The organism is uncultured Neglectibacter sp., assembly GCA_937958185.1.
Classification (GTDB): Bacteria; Bacillota; Clostridia; order Oscillospirales; family Acutalibacteraceae; genus Acutalibacter.
This window is the reverse complement of the sequence record CALFFN010000006.1, coordinates 1-22,043: the sequence shown is the minus strand read 5'-3', so window position 1 is coordinate 22,043 and position 22,043 is coordinate 1. Positions and strand designations below refer to the sequence as shown.

General features: G+C 55.5%; 20 protein-coding genes and 1 tRNA gene. 9 read left to right on the top strand and 12 right to left on the bottom strand.

The features are described from left to right. Positions 1–236: 236 nt before the first annotated feature. The 6 genes from AB8996_RS01700 to AB8996_RS01675 all read left to right on the top strand — a co-directional run bounded on the left by AB8996_RS01700 (position 237) and on the right by AB8996_RS01675 (position 6,752). The gene (locus AB8996_RS01700; protein WP_369297243.1) at positions 237–1,199 is read left to right on the top strand and encodes an ABC transporter permease; all 963 of its coding nucleotides are present in this window, start codon (positions 237–239) and stop codon (positions 1,197–1,199) included. A gap of 16 nt (positions 1,200–1,215) precedes the next feature. After that, on the top strand, positions 1,216–2,148 hold the full coding sequence (locus AB8996_RS01695) for an ABC transporter permease (protein ID WP_369297242.1): 933 nt from the start codon (positions 1,216–1,218) through the stop codon (positions 2,146–2,148). Positions 2,149–2,162: 14 nt separating this feature from the next. Then, on the top strand, positions 2,163–3,320 hold the full coding sequence (locus AB8996_RS01690) for an ABC transporter ATP-binding protein (RefSeq protein WP_369297241.1): 1,158 nt from the start codon (positions 2,163–2,165) through the stop codon (positions 3,318–3,320). Continuing rightward, entirely contained in the window at positions 3,310–4,311 is a 1,002-nt protein-coding gene (locus AB8996_RS01685; protein ID WP_369297240.1) for an ABC transporter ATP-binding protein, read from the top strand. The genes AB8996_RS01690 and AB8996_RS01685 overlap by 11 nt, the downstream gene beginning before the upstream one ends. Before the next feature lie 15 nt (positions 4,312–4,326). Continuing rightward, a complete protein-coding gene (locus AB8996_RS01680; RefSeq protein WP_369297239.1) occupies positions 4,327–4,725 on the top strand; it encodes a hypothetical protein in 399 nt (132 codons plus the stop codon). Positions 4,726–5,213: 488 nt separating this feature from the next. Further along, positions 5,214–6,752, top strand: coding sequence for a TIR domain-containing protein (locus AB8996_RS01675; RefSeq protein ID WP_369297238.1), 1,539 nt, complete (start codon positions 5,214–5,216; stop codon positions 6,750–6,752). A gap of 60 nt (positions 6,753–6,812) precedes the next feature. On the opposite strand, the gene AB8996_RS01670 is transcribed toward AB8996_RS01675, so the two are convergent. Both AB8996_RS01670 and AB8996_RS01665 read right to left on the bottom strand, forming a co-directional pair. Then, positions 6,813–7,103 (bottom strand): hypothetical protein, encoded by a 291-nt coding sequence (locus tag AB8996_RS01670; RefSeq protein WP_369297237.1) that lies wholly within the window; start codon positions 7,101–7,103, stop codon positions 6,813–6,815. A 704-nt stretch (positions 7,104–7,807) separates the two neighbouring features. After that, positions 7,808–7,894: transfer RNA gene (locus AB8996_RS01665), tRNA-Leu, on the bottom strand. Positions 7,895–8,113: 219 nt separating this feature from the next. On the opposite strand from AB8996_RS01665, the gene AB8996_RS01660 reads away from it, so the two are divergent. Beyond that, entirely contained in the window at positions 8,114–8,257 is a 144-nt protein-coding gene (locus AB8996_RS01660; RefSeq protein WP_369297236.1) for a hypothetical protein, read from the top strand. On the opposite strand, the gene AB8996_RS01655 is transcribed toward AB8996_RS01660, so the two are convergent. From AB8996_RS01655 to AB8996_RS01610, 10 genes are all read right to left on the bottom strand, one after another. Next, entirely contained in the window at positions 8,242–9,405 is a 1,164-nt protein-coding gene (locus tag AB8996_RS01655; RefSeq protein WP_369297235.1) for a glycosidase, read from the bottom strand. The genes AB8996_RS01660 and AB8996_RS01655 overlap by 16 nt on opposite strands. 31 nt (positions 9,406–9,436) lie before the next feature. After that, complete coding sequence (locus tag AB8996_RS01650) at positions 9,437–10,600, bottom strand: AGE family epimerase/isomerase (protein WP_369297234.1); 1,164 nt, start codon at positions 10,598–10,600, stop codon at positions 9,437–9,439. 31 nt (positions 10,601–10,631) lie between these two features. Beyond that, positions 10,632–11,960, bottom strand: coding sequence for a glycoside hydrolase family 26 protein (locus AB8996_RS01645; RefSeq protein WP_369297233.1), 1,329 nt, complete (start codon positions 11,958–11,960; stop codon positions 10,632–10,634). Positions 11,961–12,214: 254 nt separating this feature from the next. After that, positions 12,215–12,796, bottom strand: a complete 582-nt coding sequence (locus AB8996_RS01640) for an ANTAR domain-containing response regulator (RefSeq protein ID WP_369297232.1) — start codon at positions 12,794–12,796, stop codon at positions 12,215–12,217. Positions 12,797–12,834: 38 nt separating this feature from the next. Next, the gene (locus AB8996_RS01635) at positions 12,835–13,623 is read right to left on the bottom strand and encodes a glutamine synthetase beta-grasp domain-containing protein (RefSeq protein ID WP_369297231.1); all 789 of its coding nucleotides are present in this window, start codon (positions 13,621–13,623) and stop codon (positions 12,835–12,837) included. Positions 13,624–13,644: 21 nt separating this feature from the next. Then, entirely contained in the window at positions 13,645–14,415 is a 771-nt protein-coding gene (locus AB8996_RS01630) for a glutamate synthase (protein WP_369297230.1), read from the bottom strand. Between the two features lie 167 nt (positions 14,416–14,582). After that, positions 14,583–15,791 carry an NAD(P)/FAD-dependent oxidoreductase gene (locus tag AB8996_RS01625; protein ID WP_369297229.1) on the bottom strand — a complete coding sequence of 403 codons (1,209 nt, stop codon included), beginning with the start codon at positions 15,789–15,791 and terminating at the stop codon, positions 14,583–14,585. Continuing rightward, entirely contained in the window at positions 15,788–16,228 is a 441-nt protein-coding gene (locus tag AB8996_RS01620) for a 4Fe-4S dicluster domain-containing protein (RefSeq protein WP_369297228.1), read from the bottom strand. Before AB8996_RS01620 ends, AB8996_RS01625 begins: the two co-directional genes overlap by 4 nt. After that, the gene (locus AB8996_RS01615; RefSeq protein ID WP_369297227.1) at positions 16,225–17,730 is read right to left on the bottom strand and encodes a glutamate synthase-related protein; all 1,506 of its coding nucleotides are present in this window, start codon (positions 17,728–17,730) and stop codon (positions 16,225–16,227) included. Before AB8996_RS01615 ends, AB8996_RS01620 begins: the two co-directional genes overlap by 4 nt. Further along, positions 17,730–18,833, bottom strand: coding sequence for a glutamine amidotransferase family protein (locus tag AB8996_RS01610; protein WP_369297226.1), 1,104 nt, complete (start codon positions 18,831–18,833; stop codon positions 17,730–17,732). The genes AB8996_RS01615 and AB8996_RS01610 overlap by 1 nt, the downstream gene beginning before the upstream one ends. 308 nt (positions 18,834–19,141) lie before the next feature. Between AB8996_RS01610 and AB8996_RS01605 the strand changes: the two genes are divergently transcribed. Together AB8996_RS01605 and AB8996_RS01600 are read left to right on the top strand one after the other, a co-directional pair. Continuing rightward, positions 19,142–21,241 (top strand): glutamine synthetase III, encoded by a 2,100-nt coding sequence (locus AB8996_RS01605; RefSeq protein WP_369297225.1) that lies wholly within the window; start codon positions 19,142–19,144, stop codon positions 21,239–21,241. A gap of 41 nt (positions 21,242–21,282) precedes the next feature. Continuing rightward, a partial coding sequence (locus AB8996_RS01600) for an ammonium transporter (RefSeq protein ID WP_369297224.1) occupies positions 21,283–22,043 on the top strand: 761 nt, incomplete at its 3' end.

The window sequence follows — 22,043 nt, the reverse complement described above, 5'->3', positions numbered from 1 at the left end:
CCTCGCTGCGGCGACGCTTTTGATTTGAAAAAATGGGAACGGGCTGCTGCCCGGACCCTGCTTAGGAAGCGTGCGGTCAGCTAAAATAAGCTGTCCGCACTTTTCCTTATTCTTCCCTGCAAGTTGAAAACAAAGAAAATTCATGGTGGGGAAGAAGAAGGAAGAGTACATTCTGCAAAGTTCATGCTTCTCTGAAACATATCATAGTAAATAATTCGATTGAAGGAGGTGGGGTCATGGTCAAGTTTATCATCAGGCGTTTCTGCTATATGGTGCTGACGCTGTTTTTGGTGTTTACCGCCACGTTCTTTATGCTGGCGTCCATTCCCGGAAACGCGCTCGATGCGAAAATCGTAAAGCTGCCCGAAACGGCGCGGCAGCGTATTTACCAAAAATATGGCTATGACAAACCAGTAGGGGAACGGTACATTGTTACATTGAATAATGCCCTGCACGGAGATTTCGGTGAGTCCATCGTCAAGGCCGGCGACACGGTCCAGAAAATTCTTGCCAAGCGCCTGCCAGCTACCGTGCGGCTGAACACCCAGCAGGTGCTGGTGGGTGTTACCCTGGGTATCATTCTGGGTATTATCGCGGCCATGAAACGGGCGAAGGCGCCGGATTTTATCATACTGATTTTCTGTATGTTCATGACGTCGGTGCCATCGCTGGTTATCGCGCTGATCCTGCAGCTCACCCTGTCCGGCGATACGGGGCTGCTCCATTTGCCTGTGCTGGGCTGGCCCAAGGGCAGTAAGCTGTGGCTGGGTGGCTGGGAGTATACCATTTTGCCCACCTTTGCCGGCGCGCTGTTCCAGGTGGCAGGGTATGCCCGTACCACGAAGATCGCCATGCTGGACTCCATGTATCAGGAGTGCACCACCACGGCGCGGGCTATCGGCATGTCCGAAACACAGGTCACGATCCACCACGTGGTGCGCAACTCCTTTATTCCCATCGTTACGTTCCTGCCCGGCACTATCGGCGGCATTCTTTCCGGCTCTCTGTTTATTGAGAATGTATTTGCCATTCCCGGCGTGGGCAGCTATTATGTGAGCTGTGTAACGGGACGGGATATTCCCATGATCATGGGTATGACGGTGTTCTACAGCACCGTTTCCATCGTGTGTATTTTTGTAGCAGACGTGCTGTACGGCATTGTTGACCCCCGTATCAAGATCACGGGCGGAAAAATGTAAGGGAGGGGGAGTTTACATGAGCACTGACACCATAAGCAAAAAGCCGGACGAGCGCTTTGAATTTGTGGACCAGGAGACCCTGTACGCCGACGAAGTTGTGCGGAAAAATATCGGCTTCTGGGCAGATGCTGTCCGCCGGTTCAAGCAGAACAAGGTTGCCATGTTCTTTCTGGTCATTCTGATCCTGCTGCTGGTCATGTCCATACTGGGTCCGATCATCGCGGGAAAAGACTATGTGACCATCAACGGCGATGTGCAGAACATGAGTCCCAGCGGGGAGTTTTGGTTCGGCACCGACTCCCTGGGTAGAGATATGTTCTCCCGCTGCTGGGTCGGCTTACGCACCTCCTTCATTATCGCCGTGGTCGCCGCGGTGGTACAGCTGGTGATCGGCTGCCTGTACGGCGCTATTATGGGCACTCTTGGCGGCGTAGTGGACGAGGTCATGATGCGGATCGTGGAGGTCATCAGCTGCGTCCCCAGCCTGATTTTGACCACCCTGCTGCTGGTCGTGTTCGGAAACGGCTACGGTCAGCTGCTGCTTGCCCTGAGTATCACCTCCTGGACGGGAACTGCCCGTCTGGTCAGAGGACAGGTATTAAAATTGCGCGAAAGTGAATATGTGCTGGCGTCCAAGGTTCTGGGCGGCTCCAATATGCACCGTATCATCAAACACCTGCTGCCCAATACCATCGGGCTGCTGATTTTGGAGCTGGCGCAGTCCATTCCCGGCGTTATCTTCTCTGAAACCAGCCTGTCCTTCCTGGGCATCGGTCTGATGCCCCCGAATTTCAGCTTGGGCACCATGCTGTCCCAGGGTCAGAGCGCCATGGCGTTCTATCCCTACCAGCTGATCTTCCCCTGCATTCTGCTTAGCTTGCTGGTGCTTTCGTTCAACGTGGTGGGCGACGCTCTCCGCGATGCGCTTGACCCGCAGCTGCGTAACTGAGGAGGGAAAACACAATGGCAGAAGAAAAAGTAACTCCCACCGTGGAGGAAGAAGAAGTCGGCGAGATCGGAAAGAACTGGAAAGCCAATCCGCATAAATGGACCGGCGACCCCAACCAGCCCCTGCTGGAGGTCAAGGACCTGCGGGTCTCCTACAACACCTATGCCGGTGAGGTCCAGTCCGTCCGCGGCGTCACCTTCGATGTGAAGCACGGCGAGATTCTGGCAGTGATCGGCGAATCCGGCTGCGGCAAAAGCGTGACTGCCCGTACCATCATGTCCCTGATCCGGGAACCGGGCGTCATCAAAGAGGGGAGCCAGATCACCTTCGACGGCAAGGACGTGCTGTCCATGTCCAAGAAAGAGCTTTCCCAGTACCGCGGCGGAGAATGCGGCATGATCTTCCAGGACGCCCTTGTCGCTTTGGACCCCACCATGCGCGTTGGCAAGCAGATCATGGAGAATCTGCGCATTCACAGTAAAATGAGCAAAAAAGAGGCGAAGGAGGAAGCGATCCGCCTGCTGGACGTGGTGGGTATTCCCAACGCCGAGACACGCTTTAAGCAGTACCCCTTTGAGTTCTCCGGCGGTATGCGCCAGCGCGCCATGATCGCTATGGCGGTGGCGTGCCAGCCCAAGCTGGTCATTGCGGACGAACCCACCACAGCTTTGGATGTGACCATTCAGGCTCAGATCATGGAGCTGCTGAAGCGCCTGAGAGATGAGGACGGCACCTCCATCATTCTGATCACCCACGATTTCGGCGTTGTCGCCGGGTTTGCGGATAAGATCGTGGTCATGTACGCCGGGCAGATCGTGGAGCGCGGCAATCGGCAGGAAATCTTCTACAATCCCCAGCACCCCTACACCTGGGCGCTGCTGGGCGCTGTTCCCCGGCTGGACTGGGAGAATAAGCAGATGCTCCGCACGATCCGCGGCACGCCCCCGGACCTGGTCGCTCCTCCCAAGGGCTGTCCCTTTGCCCGCCGGTGCGAGCTTTGCATGAACGTCTGCCTGGAGGAAATGCCCCCGGTGAAGGAATTCCCCGGAGACGACCCCAACAACCATGGACACAGCGCCATGTGCTGGCTCTATGCGGACGACGCCCCGGCGGAGGTTCGGGAAAAAGCCGAAGCTCTCCGGGTGAAAGGAGGCCACGAGAATGAGCAATGAAGTGGAAAAGACCACTGCGGCGGCTGAAAAGAAGCCGCTTTTGGAGGTCTCTCATCTGAAAAAATATTTCAAGGTCGGCGGGAAGCGTATCTTGAAGGCTGTGGACGACGTTTCCTTTCACATCATGCCCGGTGAAACGCTGGGCGTGGTGGGAGAGTCCGGCTGCGGCAAAACTACCTGCGGACGTACCTGTGTGGGCATGTATGAGCCCACCGGCGGCACCGTGCTGTACAACGGGCAGAACATTCACGAGATGAAGGGCGCGGAGAAAAAGGCTTTCACCAAAGAGGTGCAGGTCATTTTCCAGGACCCCTATGCTTCGCTGAACCCCCGCATGACAGTTGCTGAGATCATCGGCGAGGGCATGGACGTGCACGGGCTGTATACCGGCAAGCAGGAGCGGCAGGAGCGCATCGGCGAGCTGCTTCGTATGGTCGGTCTGAACCAGGAGCACGCTAACCGCTTTATCCACGAGTTTTCCGGCGGTCAGCGCCAGAGGATCGGCATTGCCAGAGCGCTGGCGGTAGAACCCAAGTTTATTCTGTGCGATGAGCCGCTGTCCGCTTTGGACGTGTCCATTCAGGCGCAGATCGCGAACCTGCTCATTCGTTTCCAGAAGGAGCTTGGTCTGACCTATATGTTCATTGCCCATGACCTGGCGATGGTGAAGCATATTTCCGACCGTGTGGCTGTCATGTATCTGGGCTCGGTGGTGGAGCTTGCCTCCTCTGCGGAGATCTACAGCAACCCGCTGCACCCCTACACCGAAGCGCTGATGTCCGCCATTCCCATTGCGGACCCCAACATTGAGGACAGCCGCCAACGCATTATGCTGGAGGGCGAGGTGACCAGCCCCATCGACGTGCCCCCCGGATGCAAATTCCAGAGCCGCTGTCCCAGGGCGCAGGAATGCTGCCGCAAGGACGACCCAGAGCTGAAGGAAGTATCCCCCGGTCATTTTGTGGCGTGCCATTTTGCGGGTCAGAAATAAGGAGGGCTTTCCGGCATGGAGAGAACCGAGATGGAAAAAGGCAAAAAGGAACAGCGAAAATACACGGCTTCCAATGTGGGGCATGATTTGGTGCGCTGCCTGATCGCAGGCGTTCTGGTGTCCTCTATTGCGGCGGCGGTCGGCGCTTTGCTGGGTCTGCTGTTTTACGGCGACGACGTGTTCCTTCCCCCGCTGCAGGGGGTAGTCAGCGCGCTGATGCTGGTGGGCAGCCTCAGTATGCTGTGTTCCGCGTTTTTCTTCGCCAGATGGCGGAGAAAGGAAGGCTCCGGCATGAGCAAGTTCTGGAACAGTAAGTTCCGATGCTTCAGCTATCAGGCAGGTTTCCTGACCATCAGCGTGTTCGTGCTGGCGCTGGGGTGTATTCTGGACGTGGTTCTCCGTGCGCTGATGTAGCCCTTTCCCCAAAAAGAAAAAAGCCCGGCTTTCGCGGTTCATCGAAAGCCGGGCTTTTGTGCTGGCACTTTAACGCAGGACACCGGCGCGAAGCAGCAGGGTCAATAGCCGCTCGTTATGCGGGAGGGATTAAAGCTTAAGCAAAAGTAACTTCCAAAATGGAAAATGGCGTAGTGTACACCATCGAGGAAAACACCTTCGGCGGTAGCGGCGTGTCACTAACGGGTGTCGGTGATCGTTAAGTGCGCGATGGAACAGGGGCAGTAAAAATCCAGTTTCCCGTAAGCAGTCGGGCTTTCCGGCGCGACAATTGAACAGCGATTTACCCGCACACGGGAACCCCCAGTTTACTATTTATGGTAGGCTGGGATTTTTTCTGCTTTTTGGGGGCTTTCAATTTCAATCAGGCTATGATACAATGAAAATGTCAAAATTTGTGTAGGGTGATTTGGCTTCTGCAAATTTAGAATCAAAAGGAACGATTTTTTATGAAAATTTTTATTGGTAGTTCTACGGAGGCGCACGAAAAAGGGTTATTGTTGGAGATTGCAAAAATTGTTGAAGAATGTAAAATGATTCCTGTTAGATGGAATCAGGTTCCTTCTACTTTTGAAACTGGAAAGTTTACTCTCGAAAATTTAGAAGAAATGATATCTAGAGAGGGCATTGATGGATCCATATTTATTTATTCGAGCGATGATGCAGTTTGGTATAGGGGCAAAAAGTCTGGAAAGCCTAGAGATAACGTGATTTTTGAACATGGACTTTTTTCAGGAAAACTGGGCAGAACCAAATCGATTATTGTAAAAGACGGAAATGTTAAAATACCTACTGATCTACTGGGAGTGACCTATATTGATTTTAGTGAAGGGAAAAAAACACAAGGTGAAATTAACCTAAGAAAATGGCTGTTCGATTTACAGACAAACGATATTTCCAATGTACAAGAAATGCAAAATCAATTTGATCAACTTAACAGTTTCAAGAAAGAGCCTTCTACTAAAACTGATAACTACCTTGAAATACGTTCGTTTCCAAACTTAGAGGCAGCAAAACCATTTATTGTCCAGAAGGCTCACCGTGCTTCAGAAATCAAAATACTTGCAAATAAAGGGCTGGAATTTTTTGGAGCAGATAGCTCAATAATATCCTTAGCAGAAATGCTAAAATATAATAATTTGAAACGATTAAAAATACTTCTGCTCTCTCCAAATTCTTCATGGGTGAATCGTGGTCTCATGGCACTTAGAAAATATGAATCTATAGAGGACTTCAAAAGCGAATTAGATTCTACTCATGCAATAGTGGAAATGGGCATGAAAAAGTTTATTAGAGAATTAAAGTTGGAAAAAAGTGGAATCAAATATCAAAAAGGGGAACCGTATTTTAGATTTATCATGATTGACAACAGCGTTTTTGTATCAACATATGCAGAAAAGCCTACGGAACAAGTTCGAGATTTGCCTGTCTTTGAAATAGAAAAGGACTATGGTTCTTTATATGGTTCGCTAAAAAAGCATTTTAATGATTTGTGGGCAAATAATTCTGAGTATGGAAAAACTTTCAAGGAAAGTATTGATGTTGAAGTTTCTGCGGGAGGATTTGTCTTTTTTAGACAAAATTCTGATGTGTATATTGCGTTAGTTCAGAGAGATGATGGTAGTTGGGTTTTACCAAAAGGTCATAAAAAAGTTAGCGACAATTCTATCGAAGAAACTGCAATTCGGGAAGTAGCAGAAGAAACAGGGCTTTCTCCGATGAAACTCAGATGCTTGAAAAAGATAGATAGCTATGCTTATGATGAATCTGCCGTAGAATACGACGTAAATAAAATTAATCATTTTTATCTTATGGAATACATTTCTGATGAATACAGTGAATTACACACTGACTTTGAACATTTATCAGCCAAGTGGTGGAAAATTGACGAGGAATTACCGTTTATGTTTTACATTTATCAGAAGATATTGATAAATGATACAATAGAGCGAGAGTTTCATATTGATGCGAAAATAAATGATCGTTAACGTTGTTTGGCATGCATTTTCTAAAAAATAGCATACAATAAGCTCTCCTGCTGTTCTATTCTATGTATGGAAAACATCTTCCAATACGATTTTGACTACCTTTTGACGGCTCGATGGCTGAAAACGGCGGTATTTTATCACCGCAGGAAGACTAAAAAAGTCAGTATTTATACAGTTTTTATACAATTGTACACAACATAAAAGCCATACAAAAATAAAGCTGCTTTGCAGCCCTGTTTTTATCAAAATTCGTGTTGCATTTTTGTATTTTTTCTTGTTTTTGACCCATATTTTCCGCAAATCCAGCAACATGAATTTGTAGCAAAAAATAAAGAAAAAGCCAGTGTTCATGTGCGTTTCCGCAAAAACACTGGCTTTTCTGCTTGTGGTTCCCGTTCAAAATAGATGTCCTTTGCTCTTGCCTCAAAAATGTTGTTAGTGACCAAATCGGCGTAAAAACGTTTCTTGCCTGTCGGCTCGGTCAGTTCGCACCAGCGTCCCACCGGGATGCGCTCACCATTTATAAGCAGTTAGCCGATGGGAGCGAGACATTTTTGAGAGAGGAGCCGCAACGCGTAAAGTGACGCAGTGATTTTTGTAAAAAATCGCCGCAAACTCAAAGCGTTTGCGGCGACGTGGTGCAGGGAAGCAGGACGCATGACCGCTACGCGGTCACGCTTGGATTTTCCTTCGGAAAATCCTCTTATTGAAATGCAGGTTCAACTCCTGTACAAATTTATTAAAAAAAAGAATCGGTCAAAAGACCGATTATTTCTTTTTGTGGTTCTGCTACAAAAAAGATATTTTCGCTCTCTTTTGAAAAAACTATCCAGTGCCCATGCGGATTTTAGACTTTGCAGAACTGTGTGATATAAAAAAGATGTCCTTTTCCTTTGCTCGAAAAAAGTTGGTAGCGCAGTGGAGCCGTCGTGAGCGCGTTTACAAGCGAACAGGCGCAGCAAGCGTGACTTTTTTCGGAGAGGAGCGGCAATCCGAACGGTGAAGCCGAATTTTGCGCAAAAAAATGCGGCGAACCACAAGGATTCGCCGCGACGTGGTGCAGGTAACAGGAGTTGAACCTGCAAGGAGTTGCCCCCATATGGACCTGAACCATACGCGTCTGCCAATTCCGCCATACCTGCATATTATATTCCACATTTTTTCTCGGGTGGAACCCCCGAGGCGGGCAACTAAGCTGATCCGCAAACACTCTTTTTCGAGTGCTTGATTATTATAGCACCGCAGGGGCGGGTTGTCAATAGAAATTTTCGAGAAATGCAATTGCGCTTTGTGCTGCAGCCTGAGGAATACAAAAGTTAGAATCAGGCAAAAAGGCAGCCGCCCGCAAGCGGCTGCCCGTGATGGCAATGCCAACCTTTCAGATTTACGAAAAAAGTCTATCTCTGCCGGGGGTGAAACTCGCAGATATTTCTATCGGGAGCCTTGCAAATCCCCTTGCAGGAAAACATTTTGAAAAGGCGGCAGAAGATCATTTCCCAAGGTAATCGAGATTCTTCCGAATGAAGTCCACGCGCTGACGGACGCAGTCCGATGTGCGGTAGGGGTCTGAGGGGGTGTGGAACACATAGTCCGTCAGTCGGTCAAGATCAGTGGAAGCCACATGGAGCCGGGTATCGGAGGAGGCGTAATAGATGTACACCTTGCCGTCCGTATCGACAATGGCGCCGTTTGTAAAGACCACGTTGCTCACATCGCCTACACGTTCGCCGCCGTAGGGGGCGATCAGGAACCCGCCGGGTTCGGCGATCACCCTTGCCGGGTCGTCCAGAGCGGTGGCAAAGGCGTAGACCACATAGCGGAGACCCGCCGCGGTGTTCCGCACGCCGTGGGCGATGTGGAGCCAGCCCTTGTCCGTCTTGATGGGCACCGCGCCCGCGCCGTTCTTACTTTCCGTGATGGTGTGGTACCGGCGGATCGAAGTCATGCGCTCCTCGTCGATGACCGCATGGGTGATGTCGTCGCACAGACCAAAGCCGATCCCCCCGCCGCTGCCGGTTTCGATGAAATCGTCCATGGGACGGGTGTAAAAGGCGTATTTTCCGTTCACAAATTCCGGGTGCAGCACCACGTTGCGCTGCTGGGGGGAACGCTTTGTTACCAGGTTCGGCAGACGCTCCCATGTTTTCAGGTCCCTGGTGCGTACAATGCCTGCGGCGGCTACGGCGGCGGACAGGTCGGGGGAGGACGTGTCCTTGCTTTCCGAGCAGAACACGCCGTAGATCCAGCCGTCCTCATGCTGGGTCAGGCGCATATCGTAGACATTCGTTTCCTCCGGGCAGGTGTCGGGAAGAACTACCGGCTCGTCCCAGAAGCGGAAGCCCTCGGTGGGGCTGTCGCTCTGCGCCACGGCGAAGAAGCTTTTCCTGTCATAGCCCTCCACACGTGCCACCAGGGTATATTTGCCGTTCAGCAGGAGCGCCCCGCTGTTAAACACAGCGTTCACGCCCAGCCGCTGCATCATGTAGGGATTCGTTTCCGGGTTGGGGTCGTACTTCCAGAAGGGTGGGATATGCTCCCGGGTGAGCACAGGGTTTTCCCAGCGCTGGTAAATGCCGTTGTGGTGGCTTTCGTCCACCGTGTTTTTCCTGGCAATCAGCGCTTCATAGCGCTCGCTCAGTTCCTGGTAGGTCATTTCAGTCACTCCTATTGTGAAATTTTATTGATTATAACGCCGGGTTCCGGCGGATCACTTCCATACACATTCTGCCGTTGTGGTACGGGCACTTCCAGGGCTCTACAATGGGCTTTTCGATTGGCGTGCCGTCCTCTTTCACGGACCAGAACCACTCCGAGCCCTCCCGGGGGTCGATGATTTTTTCCTTGATATACTTCCACTGGGAGCGGGCGGCGTCCAGATAACGCTTCTCGCCCGTATGCTCATAGGCGTTCAAAAAGCCCAGAAGAGCCTCCGCCTGCACCCACCAGACCCGGGTGGTATCGACCTTTCCGTTTTCGCTTTCGTTGGAAAAGCCGTTGCCCTCGGTGTAAGCGACCTGCAAGGTGTGATCCGCCATGGCAAGGAGCATGGGACGGATCTTCTCCGTCAGCGCCGGGTCACCCAGCACGTCCAGCGTGTGGTCGGCAAGCCAGGAGGTTTCGATATCGTGCCCAAAGCTGTGCAGGTCTATCAGGGTATGGTAGGAAAGGTCAAAGAAAACCTCCTGCCTGCGCCTTTCGGGATCGTATATTTTCTCCGCCCAGGTGTTCATGATCCAGATGAGCCGCTCCCTTACCTCCGGGTCCTTTCCCGCTTCGTAAAGACCGGTGTAGCCCTCCAGAATGTGGAGCAGGGTATTCATGGTGCGCCCCGCCTCCACGCCGTTTTCGCTCAGCTTGTCGTTCCCGGCGGGTTTCCAGTCTGCGGTGAAGGCCTCAAGGTAGCCTTCTCCGTCAAAGCATTTTTCCTCCACCAGCCGGAACAGCTTCTCGGCAAGCTTTAGAGCCTCCTTATTCCCGCTTGCCCGGTAGTAGGCGGACAGCGCGTAAATGGCAAAGCCCTGATTGTAGGTGTGCTTGGTGCTGTCCGCCACCGTTTTGTCCGCGTTCATGGACCAGTACACGCCGCCGTTTTCCGTGTCCAGCATGGAAAGCAGCATTTGATAGGCATGCCCGGCCTCGTCCAGAAGCGCCGGGTCTTTGAGGGTCAGGTACGCTTCGGAGAAGAACCAGAGGATACGGCTGTTCAGAATACAGCCCCGCTCCGCTTCCGGCTTCCGGGCAAGGTCAAACTCCACCTGCCCGATGTAGCCGCCCTTTTCATCGTCCCGCAGACCCCGCCAGAAGGGAAGGACCCTGTCTGTCAGCTCCCTGCGGATTTCGGCTGCCATTTCTGTCATTTGCACTCATCCTTTCCTGTTTTTACGGCTGCACGAGGAAGACGTCCGGCTCTTTTGTAAATTGTTCAAAATCCTCATGCAGAGAATAGAGATAGACCCGTTCAAAGCCCTTGGAAAAGTCTTTGATGTCTTTGGGGCGGAACTGGTAGACCGCGTTGGGGTCGGCGTCCTCTCCCCGGAAGCCCGCTCTCCACACCATGCCGTAAAGCAGCCGGCGGGTGGTCCCGTTTCGCCGCACCGTCTCTAAGAGCCAGCGGGTATAGGGGGCTTTTGGGGGCAGACCCGCGCGGGTCATCACCTGCTCTCCGGCGATCCCCATTTCCGTCAGGGCTGCCGGTTTCCCATGGCTCTCCGCCAGGGTGACCAAGGTTTCCACGGAGCCGGCGAAGCGCTCTAAGGGCTGCACGTCCTCCGGCTCCTCACCGGGGGCGTGGTGATCGCCCATGTCCCAGTAATCGTCCAGCCCAAACAGGTCGATCACGTCGTCTCCGGGGTATCCCTCCAGCCAGCGCTTTGCCAGGACCGCATTGTATCCGGCGCCCGCGTCCTCGCAGTGCATTCGGCTGCGGTCGGGGGAAATGCAGTACAGGAGATTGTGCACGCCCCGGCCGCGCAGGTATTCCACCGTAAACCGATAGAGGGCGGCAAAGTCCTCCGGGGTATTGAGCCTGCCCCCGTTGCCGCTCCATGCCGAGCCGTCATTGGGGTTTTCCATGTTGTCGATCCCCCACCAGAACCAGTCCCCGTTGTGCTCATGGAAGGGTCGGAAGAGATAGGGAATGGGTTGACCGCTGCCGTCCAGCAGGGTGGAGTTAAATTCCACAAATGCCTCCAGGTAGCAGAGGAATCTCTCGTGGAGCCTGCCGCCGGGCAGCACGGCGCGGATCGCGCTTTCCTCCCAGCTGCGGTTGTCGCCGTATTCTCCCCCGGTCAGGGGATTGACAGAGTGCCAGCTGACCGTGACAATCGAGCCTGTTTCATAGGCTTTGCGGATAGCCTTTTTCATGAACGAAAAGTCGATATTGTCCAGATTCACCCCCGGCTCAAAATCTCCGCCGGTGCGGTCCTTTCCCCGGATCAGCCGGGCAAATTCCGGGTCCCTTTGCGCCGTGTAGGACACCTCCAGATGACCCAGATCAAAGCCGGCAACAGCCGGCTGCACCCCGGCGCTCCTGAGAAAATCCGTCTTCCCCAGATTTTCCTCCCGGTTGGCTTGGAAGGTCGCGCCCTCTACATAGGCGTCCTGCTGACCGAATAAAAACCTTGACCCCCGGTGCTGCAAAAGCTTCTCATAGAGCGCCCGTACCTGAGGCAGTGCCTCCGGGTCGGAGGGCGCAAAAGGCTTCGACATTCTGATCCCCCTCTCGCAAACGGTCGATTTGTCATTATCATACCAGCTTCCCCGCTGTTCTTCAATGATTTTTTAGATGAGCTTTCGATTTTTTTGAGGAAATGAAAGAAGCTGTGAAAAAGGCTGTGGACTTTCCCACAGCCATCATTTCCCGTAATTCTATTTTCCACAGGATCGGCGTGACCTGAACCATCAGCCGCTGCCGCGGTCCCGCCATACCTGCATACTGCGTTTCTTTTATGCGTTCTGAAAGCTCACTGCTTTGAAAGCAGCAGCTCGGCGGCGGAAAGACGGGTGATTCGGCGCTCCATGGCAAGCTGCTCTATGGCGTGGTGGGCTTCCGGCTCAGTCATGTGGTCCTGCTCGATCAAGTGCCACTTGGCGCGGTTGATGACCCGAAGCTCCCGGATCTTTTCCTCCACGGTAGTCTGGCTTTCCCGGCGGCGGCGAAGGCGCTCCCGCATGGCGCACAGCGCCCGGAGGGTCTGGGTGAGCACGGCTTCGCTGGTGGGCTTTGGCAGGGTGACGACCCCGCTGGTCACCACCCGGCAGTGAAGCTCCTCGAAAAATTCCTTTCCCGTCAGCAGCAGGGCGGCGCACTCGGTTTGGGCGCAGACGTCCTCCGCCAGCTCGATCCCCGGGTCGTCCGACAAGGGAGAATTTATCAGCACCAGGTCGAAGTCCTGTTCCAGCAGGAGACGCTTGGCGGCGCCAACGCTGCCCACCGTCACCACTGGCTCGTATTCCCCTGGGGAAAGCAGGGAGGAAAGGGTCTGATTCAGTTTTTTTGACGCGGAAACCAGCAGAACGCTGTAGGTGTTGGGCTGAAAGACCACCGGCAAACCTCCTTCCCTGAATCATTCGGGACCCTTTGTCAGTCCCGGAGCAGTTGGGCGATCAGCGTATAGGGATTCTGATCCGGGCCTTCCACCGGGAGCTGTTCCTCCCGACCCTCCCGGTACAGCAGCAGGGTCATGTGATTGGAGGGACGGGAGAAATCGGCATAATAGCCGTTTTGGGCGGCAATGGTCCGCACCACGGCGCGGAAAGTCACCATGCGGTCCGCCGCCGTCAGCGGGTCGGCAGGCTGGAGGAAAATCAGGTTCTGCCCCGGTCCCTCAGCGTGGAGGGAGCCTCTGGGTTGAATTCCCATCTGCTCCAATGTCAGGCAAATCGTCCGGCGCACATTTTCTCCCCGATCCTCCGGGGCGATGTCCAGATAGCCCGCGCAGTCGCAGGGTTCCTCTGTGGGCAGACCATATTCGTCCAGCCGGAACAGGGTAAATTCCATGAGGGCGCTGAAAAGAAGGTCGGATTTTTCCACTTTTGCCGCCTGCTTCAGCTGCCAGCGAGGGTCGTCCTCAAAGGGCGAGCCGTCCGGCAGGAGCAGGTCGCAGAACATATGGGCAACCCTGCCGTGCTGGGGGCGCCAGGGGAGCTGAATGAGGGTGGAGGGGTCGGGGCGGAGCAGGAACTTCCCCTCCGGCAGACCCTCCAAAACACTGCTTTCCAAGGGAAAGCCATTGTCAAAGGCTCCCGGCAGCTCGCCGGGCATGACCGCCATGTTTTTCTGCCGCCCCTGCTTGTCGCAGAACGCCAGACGGATAAACTTCACGTCTTCGCTTTCCACATACTGTATCACGTCGTTGGGAGTAAATTTCATAGTGGCGCTGATTCTCCTTTTTCAGTTTGCAACATACATCTGCCGGTAAGGGTTCCGGCTGTCCGGGGTCACCACGGTAAAGGGCGCGTCCATGATTTTTTTGGAGTCCCGACCGAAGCAGCGGCAGAAATCTTCCACATAGGGGCGGATCAATTCCAAATCTTCTTCGTCGGCGGGTCGGGCGGTGACCTGGGCGGGGAACAGAATGTCCCGGCAGTCGGACCGCAGAAATACCTTCCCGCCGTGCATTCCCGTGCAGGGGAAATTCCCCACAATGGGCTTGGAAGCGTCCAGACCCAGCACAAGAATGATCCCGCCTGCCTGGTATTCCCCCAAAAAGCTTCCGGCGCTGCCGCCGATGACCATGACGGGCAGCTTATCTTCATATTCCTTCATGTGAACGCCGCTGCGGTAGCCTGCGCAGCCCTCCACCAGAATGGTGCCGCCCCGCATGGCATAGCCTGCGGTGTCCCCCACGTTGCCGTGGATCACAATGCGCCCGGCGTTCATGGTGTCGCCCACGGCGTCCTGGGCGTTGCCCATCACCTCCAGGCTGCTGCCGTTGAGGTAGGCGCCCAGAGCGTTTCCGGGAATCCCGGTGATCTTGATGTCCAGCTGCTTCGTGCCCGCGCCGAGAAAGCGCTGACCCAGACAGTCCCGCAGCAGCACCTGCCCGGAGGACTGCTCCAAAAGGTCGCCCAGTTCCCGGAAGCTTTTCCCGGCTGCGGAAATCTCCTGAATTGTAACCCCAGGCGCAAAACATGCCGACTGTGATGATTGCTTTGCAATCATTATACCACACCTGCGGTGGGCGTTCGTGGGATTTTCCTGTTGCGAATCGAAACTGCTGTTCCCGACTACATCTTTTGCAGACATTATGTCACACCTGCGGTGGGCGTTCGTGGGATTTTCCTGTTGCGAATCGAAACTGCTGTTCCCGACTACATCTTTTGCAGACATTATACCACACCTCCCAGCTTTTGACCACGGTATTGTGCCCCAAAGGGAAGAAGCCCCGGCGATTTTTTTACAGCTTCAAAATCCAGCGTGCTCAGCGGGCGCTTTTCCCGGATCAGGACGGTGTAGATACCTGCCCGTTCCACATTCCCCAGCAGCAGGAAGCCCCGGAGCAGGTCGTCCTTGACAAACAGCCGCTTCAGGGTGTTTTTTCCCTGCTCCTCGTAAACCTCCGCCCCCTCCGGGCAGCTTCCCGCCGTCATCAGGTGCAGCCCGAAAAAGCCGATGGAATTCATGGGAACGTCCTCTGGAACCGTTTCGCTGCCTCCTGCCATGTTCCTGCCCGCGCACAGACCCTGCATGGCGGCGTGGGGCAGGATGAGGTACGGACCTACGCAGTCCCCCGCGGCATAGACATGGGGCAGGCTGGTCCTCATGGCGGAGTCTGTTATGATGCCGCGCTCCGCCTTTCCGCCCGCTTCTTTCAGCAGGGCTGTGTTGGACCGCACGCCCACCGCCAGCACCAGCACGTCAAAGTCTACCCTTTCCCCGCTGGAGAGCAGGGCGGAGCTTTCCGCAAATTCGTCTGCGGTAACGCCCAGCTTCAGGATAAGCCCATTCTTTTTCAGGTGGGCTTCCACCAGAGCGGCGCTGTCCGGCTGCAAAATGCTTTGCAGCACGTGCCCCGCCAGATCGCAGACGGTGATCTCCTTTACCCGGTCGCGGAGCCCCTCGGCGGCTTTCAGCCCGATCAACCCGCCGCCCAAAATCAGCACCCGGCTTTCCGGGGTGACCGCCCTTTCCAATGCCTGGGCGTCGGAAAGGGTGAAAAAAGAAAACTTGTTTTTTACTTTGTCCAGCCCTTTCATAGGCGGCACGAAAGGAGTGGAGCCGGTGCAGAGGCAAAGCTCGTCATAGGGGAGGGCTTTGCCGTCTGAAAGCAGCACCTGCTGCTTTTCCGGCAGCAGCTTTTCCGCCTTTCTCCCGTGCAGGGCGGCGACCCGGTTCCTTTCATAGAAATCCCCGCCCCGGTAGCTCATGCGGGAAAGGTCGGTCTTTCCCTCCAGATAATAGGAGATCAGCGGCCGCCCATAATTGGAGACAGGCTCTTCGGAAATCAGGGTGATCTTCCCGGCAGGGTCCAGGCTGCGAATGCCCTCAATGCAGTTTATGCCGGCGGTCCCGCCGCCGATGATGACGTAGTTTTTCATGCTTCTCCCTGCCTTTCCTCAAAGACGATGGCGTTGTTGGGGCAGCCCTGTACGCAGGCAGGCTCTCCCCGGGTGTTATTGAGGCAAAGCTCGCATTTCAGCGCGGCTCCGTCCTCCCCGGCGGTCACGGCGCCATAGGGGCAGACCAGCACGCAGGTCAGGCACCCCACGCATTTTTCCCGGTCAATCCGCACAGCGCCATCTTTTTTTATCAGCGCCCCGGAGATACAGCTTCTGACGCAGATGGGGTCCTCGCAGTGGCGGCAGCTTACCGCAAAGCTGATTTTATCGTCCTCTTCAATATGGATTCGGGGAAAGAGGGGCTTCCCCTTGAGAGCCTTCACCATGTCTTCCTCGCCGCTGTTGGCAAAGGCGCAGTTATATTCGCACAGATGGCACCCAAGGCACCACTTCTCGTTCACATAGATTCGTTTCATGCTCCTGCGTGGGAGATCCCCAGAATCTCCAGCTCCTTTTCAGTTAGTCCGATGCCGCGCAGCATCAGCCGGTTGCCCCGCAGGGCTTCGATGGAGTTGATGCCCATGCCGCCCATCAGCTCCTTGATCTCGTGGTTCCAGGCGGTCATCAGGTTGACAAGCCGCCGGGAGCCGATGTCCGGGTTCAGGCGCTTGACCAGCTCCGGGCGCTGGGTGGCAATGCCCCAGTTGCACTTGCCGGTCTGGCAGGTGCGGCAAAGGTGGCAGCCTAAAGCCAGCAGCGCCGCGGTGGCGATGTAGACGGCGTCCGCCCCCAGGGCAACGGCCTTTACCACATCGGCGGAGGAGCGGATACTGCCGCCCACCACCAAGCTCACGTTGCTGCGAATGCCCTCGTCCCGCAGGCGCTGGTCTACCGCCGCCAGGGCAAGCTCAATGGGAATGCCCACGCTGTCCCGGATACGGGTAGGCGCCGCGCCCGTGCCGCCCCGGAAGCCGTCGATGGCAATGATATCCGCGCCGCTGCGGGCAATGCCGCTGGCAATGGCGGCAATGTTATGTACCGCCGCCACCTTGACGATCACCGGCTTTTTGTGGTGGGTGGTCTGCTTCAGGGAAAAAACAAGCTGGCGCAGGTCCTCAATGGAGTAAATGTCGTGGTGGGGGGCGGGGGAGATGGCGTCCGAGCCTTCCGGGATCATGCGGGTACGGGAAATGTCCGCCCCCACCTTGGCGCCGGGCAGGTGCCCGCCGATTCCCGGCTTCGCGCCCTGACCCATCTTGATCTCAATGGCTGCGCCGGCGTTGAGGTAGTCCTCGTGCACGCCGAACCGCCCGCTTGCCACCTGCACGATAGTGTTGGGACCGTAGGCGTAGAAATCCTCGTGGAGACCGCCCTCGCCGGTGTTGTAGTAAATGCCCAGCTCTCTGGCTGCCCTTGCCAGGCTTTCATGGGCATTGTAGCTGATGGAGCCGTAGCTCATGGCGGAGAACATCACCGGCATGGAAAGCTCCAGCTGGGGGGAAAGCTCACAGTTTAAGGAGCCGTCGGGGTCCCGTTCCAGCCGGGAGGGCTTTTTCCCCAAAAACACCCTGGTTTCCATAGGCTCCCGCAGGGGGTCGATGGAGGGGTTGGTCACCTGGGAGGCGTTGATCAAAATCTTGTCCCAGTAAACGGGATATGGCTTGGGATTGCCCATGGAGGAAAGCAGCACGCCGCCGCTTCCAGCCTGCTTGTAGACCTCCTTGATGGTATCGCTGTCCCAGTTGGCGTTTTCCCGGAGGACGCAATCATTCTTTACGATCTTCAGCGCCCGGGTGGGGCACAGGGACACGCACCGCTGGCAGTCCACGCACTTTGTTTCATCGCTGAGCATTTTTTTCAGGTCGCCGTCATAGCGGTGGACCTCGTTTGCACACTGCCGTTCGCAGACCCGGCACTGGATACAGCGGTCCCCGTTTCGGACCACTTCAAATTCAGGGGCAAAATAAGAAATTCCCATCAGTAGGCTCCCTCCCTTACGCGGACGATGACCGGCTCCCCGCCGGAGGGCGCCCAGATATGCTCCGCAGCCGGCTCCATGGCGCAGATGGCGGCTTCCTCACTGGCAAGAAAGACCAGGTCGTCCTTTTCTCCCACCACCATGCTGCGGAGCTTCAGGCGGTCGTTTAATGCCATCAGCCCGCCGGAAAATCCCAGAATGATGGAGAAGGGACCTGTGATGAGCAGGCTGGAAAAGGCGGTGCGCAGATAGGAAAGCTGGCGGCGCTCCGCCTCAGGTCTGCGTTCGATGGTGCTCCAGAAGGGGGCGGCGATGACCGAAGCAGTTTCTTCCAGAGAAAGCCCCTGTTTCCTTTGGAGAAAATCGGCGATATAGGTGATGACCTCCGTGTCGGTCTGCAAGGTGCATTTATAACCGTACATTTCGATGAACCTGCGGTTCGCGTCATAGGAGGAGATTTCCCCGTTGTGGACGATGGTGCGGTCTAAAAGCGCAAAGGGGTGCGCCCCGCCCCACCAGCCGGGGGTGTTGGTGGGGTAACGCCCGTGGGCTGTCCAGCAGTAGGCTTCATATTCCTCCAGCCGGTAAAATTCCCCCACGTCCTCCGGGTAGCCTACCGCCTTGAAGACCCCCATATTCTTCCCGCTGGAAAAGACAAAGGCGCCGTCAAAGGTGGTGTTGATGTGCATGACCGCCCGGGCGATAAACTCGTTTTCGTCCAGCTGCATTCTTTGCAGCACTGAGCGCAGGGGAGCTACAAAATACCGCCAGATCAAAGGCTCGTCTGTGATGGCGGGCAGCTTCCTGGTGGGAATGTTCTCCGCCCGGACGATCTCCAGCACGGAGCGCAGGTACGTTTCGCATTCGCTGCGGACGCTGTCGTTGTCGTAAAAGATGTGCAGGGCAAAAAAGTCCCGGTATTCCGGGTAAATGCCGTAGCCGGCAAAGCCCCCGCCCAGCCCGTTGGAGCGCTCGTGCATGGGGCGCATGGAGCGGATAATGCCTTCGCCGGTCATTCTGCGCCCCTCCCGGGAGATCACCGCGGAGATGGCGCAGCCGGAGGGGATACGCACTGCGCCCTCCTTCCAATATGGAGCTGTCATAACATTCCAGTCCTTTCTTTCAGAGAAAAAGAAAAAACAAAGGCAGTTTCTTTCATTTGCCCGCAACAAACAAAAGAGAACGCCTTTGTTCCCGGTGCATATTATACAATATGAAGGAACGGCTTGTCAATACTTCATATTGGAAAAATTTTTTGAAAAAACTTTCAGAAAAATGAAATTATGCACTTGACAGCTTGCAAATATGGGTGTAAACTATTGGGCGTTGAGAGACAATGGCGTCTCGGAGGAAGCTCCGGCCATTGTCTCTCTTTTTTTATTTGTCAATCTTTGTTGAAGGAGCGGTCAATATGGAAAGTAAGCGAAATGTCCCCGACTATTTTGGAAGCATGGTCTTTGACGATCAGGTCATGCGGGCGCGGCTGTCCCCGGAAATTTACCATTCCCTGAAGCAGACGATCCGCAAGGGCGCCATGCTGGACCTGTCCGTGGCAAACGCGGTGGCAAGCGCCATGTGCGCCTGGGCGGTGGAAAACGGGGCGACCCATTTTACCCACTGGTTCCAGCCTTTGACGGGCATTACGGCGGAAAAGCACGACAGCTTTATCAACCCCGCGCCGGACGGACGGGTCATTATGGAATTTTCCGGCAAGGAGCTGATCCGGGGCGAGCCGGACGCTTCCTCCTTCCCCTCCGGCGGACTGCGGGCCACCTTTGAAGCCCGCGGCTATACCGCGTGGGACCCCACAAGCTTCGCTTTCATCAAGGGCAAGACCCTTTGCATTCCCACGGCGTTCTGTTCCTATGGCGGCGAAGCGCTGGACAAGAAAACGCCGCTGCTCCGCTCTATGGAAGTTTTGAACCGGCAGGCGCTGCGGATATTAAAGCTTTTCGGTCATCTCGACGTCACAAGGGTCACCACCAGCGTGGGACCGGAGCAGGAATATTTCCTGGTGGACCGGGAGATGTACCTGAAACGCAAGGATTTAATTTATACCGGGCGCACCCTGTTCGGCGCAAAGCCCCCCAAGGGGCAGGAGCTGGAGGATCATTATTTCGGCTCCATCAAGCCCAGGGTGCAGGCGTATATGGACGACCTGAACGAGGAATTGTGGAAGCTGGGGGTGCTGGCGAAGACCGAGCACAACGAGGTCGCCCCCGCCCAGCATGAGCTTGCCCCCATTTATTCCAGCACCAATGTGGCTACCGACCACAACCAGCTGACTATGGAGATCATGAAAAAGGTGGCAAGAAAGCACGGGCTTGTGTGCCTGCTCCATGAAAAGCCCTTTGCCGGGGTCAACGGCAGCGGCAAGCACAACAACTGGTCCATGGCAACGGATACGGGGGTAAACCTGCTTTCCCCCGGGGAGACCCCGTATGAAAACGCCCAGTTCCTGCTGTTTCTGGTGGCGGTCATCAAGGCGGTGGACGAATACCAGAGCCTGCTGCGGTTGAGCGTGGCAACGGCGGGGAACGACCATCGGCTGGGGGCAAACGAAGCCCCGCCCGCCGTGATCTCCATTTTCCTGGGCGACGAGCTTTCCGCCGTGCTGGAAGCCATTGAAACGGGTTCCCCCTATGCCGGGGCCCAGAAGCAGAAGATGGTGCTGGGTGTGGACGCCCTGCCCCGCATCACCCGGGACGCCACCGACCGCAACCGCACCTCGCCCTTTGCCTTTACCGGCAACAAGTTCGAGTTCCGCATGGTGGGTTCCAGCAACTCTATTGCCTGTGCCAATATCATGCTCAATGCCGCCGTGGCGGAGGAACTGCGGCAGTTTGCGGATACGCTGGAAAGCGCGGAGGATTTTGACAAGACCCTTCACACGCTTATCAAGGAAACTATCACCGCTCACAAGCGCATCATCTTCAACGGCAATGGCTATGACGAGAGCTGGATCGAGGAAGCTGTGGAAAAGAGAGGGCTTGAAAACCTGCCCACCACGCCGGACGCCATGGCTCGGCTGCTGGACAAAAAGAACATGGATATGCTGGTTTCCCAGGGCGTGTTCCGGGAAAGCGAGCTGCGCTCCCGCTATGAGATACAGCTGGAAAACTACACCCGCACGGTGAAGATAGAAGCTCTGACCATGGTGGATATGGTATGCAGGGAGATACTTCCTGCTGTGGAAAAAAGCGCTGCCCATCTGGCTGCCGCGGCGGCGGATAAGAAGAGCGCCGGGATCTCTGTCAGCGGATATGAGACAAGGCTGGGAGAAAAGCTCAGCGCTTTGATGGACGAAATCGACAGCGCCGCCGAAGGGCTGGAAGGCGCCATCGAAAAGCTGGATTCCGCCGGGGACGTGACCGCACAGGCGTGCTTTATCCGGGACGGGATACTGCCCGCCATGGAAAAGCTGCGCACGCCCTGCGATGCTGCCGAGACCATCGTGCCCAAAGAAGATTGGCCCTTCCCCACCTACGGGGACCTGCTGTTCGGGGTGTGAGCCGTCTGAAATATTTGACTGTTTGAGAGGGGTAATGAATGATGTCGGTGGAATTTTGGTTTTTGATCGGCGCCGCGCTGGTATTCTGGATGCAGGCAGGGTTCGCCATGGTGGAAACAGGCTTTACCCGTGCCAAGAACGCCGGAAATATCATCATGAAGAACCTGATGGATTTTTGTATCGGCACCGTGGTGTTTTCCCTGCTGGGTTACACCCTGATGATGGGCGAGGACGCGCTTTTCGGTCTGATCGGGCTGCCGAACATGGACCTGTTCACCCATTTCCGGGAGTTCATCGCGTCTCCCGCCGGGGGCTTTACGGACGCGTCCTATTTTGTCTTTAACCTGGTGTTCTGCGCCACCACCGCCACTATCGTTTCCGGCGCTATGGCGGAGCGCACCAAGTTTTCCGCCTACTGCATTTATTCCGGCGTGATCTCCCTGCTGGTCTATCCCATCGAGGCGCACTGGATCTGGGGCGGCGGCTGGCTCTCTCAGCTGGGCTTCCACGATTACGCCGGCTCCTGCGCCATTCATATGGTGGGCGGGATCGCCGCGCTGGTGGGCGCAGTTATCCTTGGACCCCGGATCGGCAAGTATGTAAGAGATAAGTCCGGCAAGGTGGTCAAGGTCAACGCCATTCCCGGTCATTCTATTCCGCTGGGCGCGCTGGGCGTGTTTATCCTCTGGCTGGGCTGGTACGGCTTTAACGGCGCGGCAGCCACAACGCCCTCCGAGCTGTCCTCTATTTTCCTGACCACCACCATCGCGCCTTCCGTGGCTACCTGCACCACCATGATCTA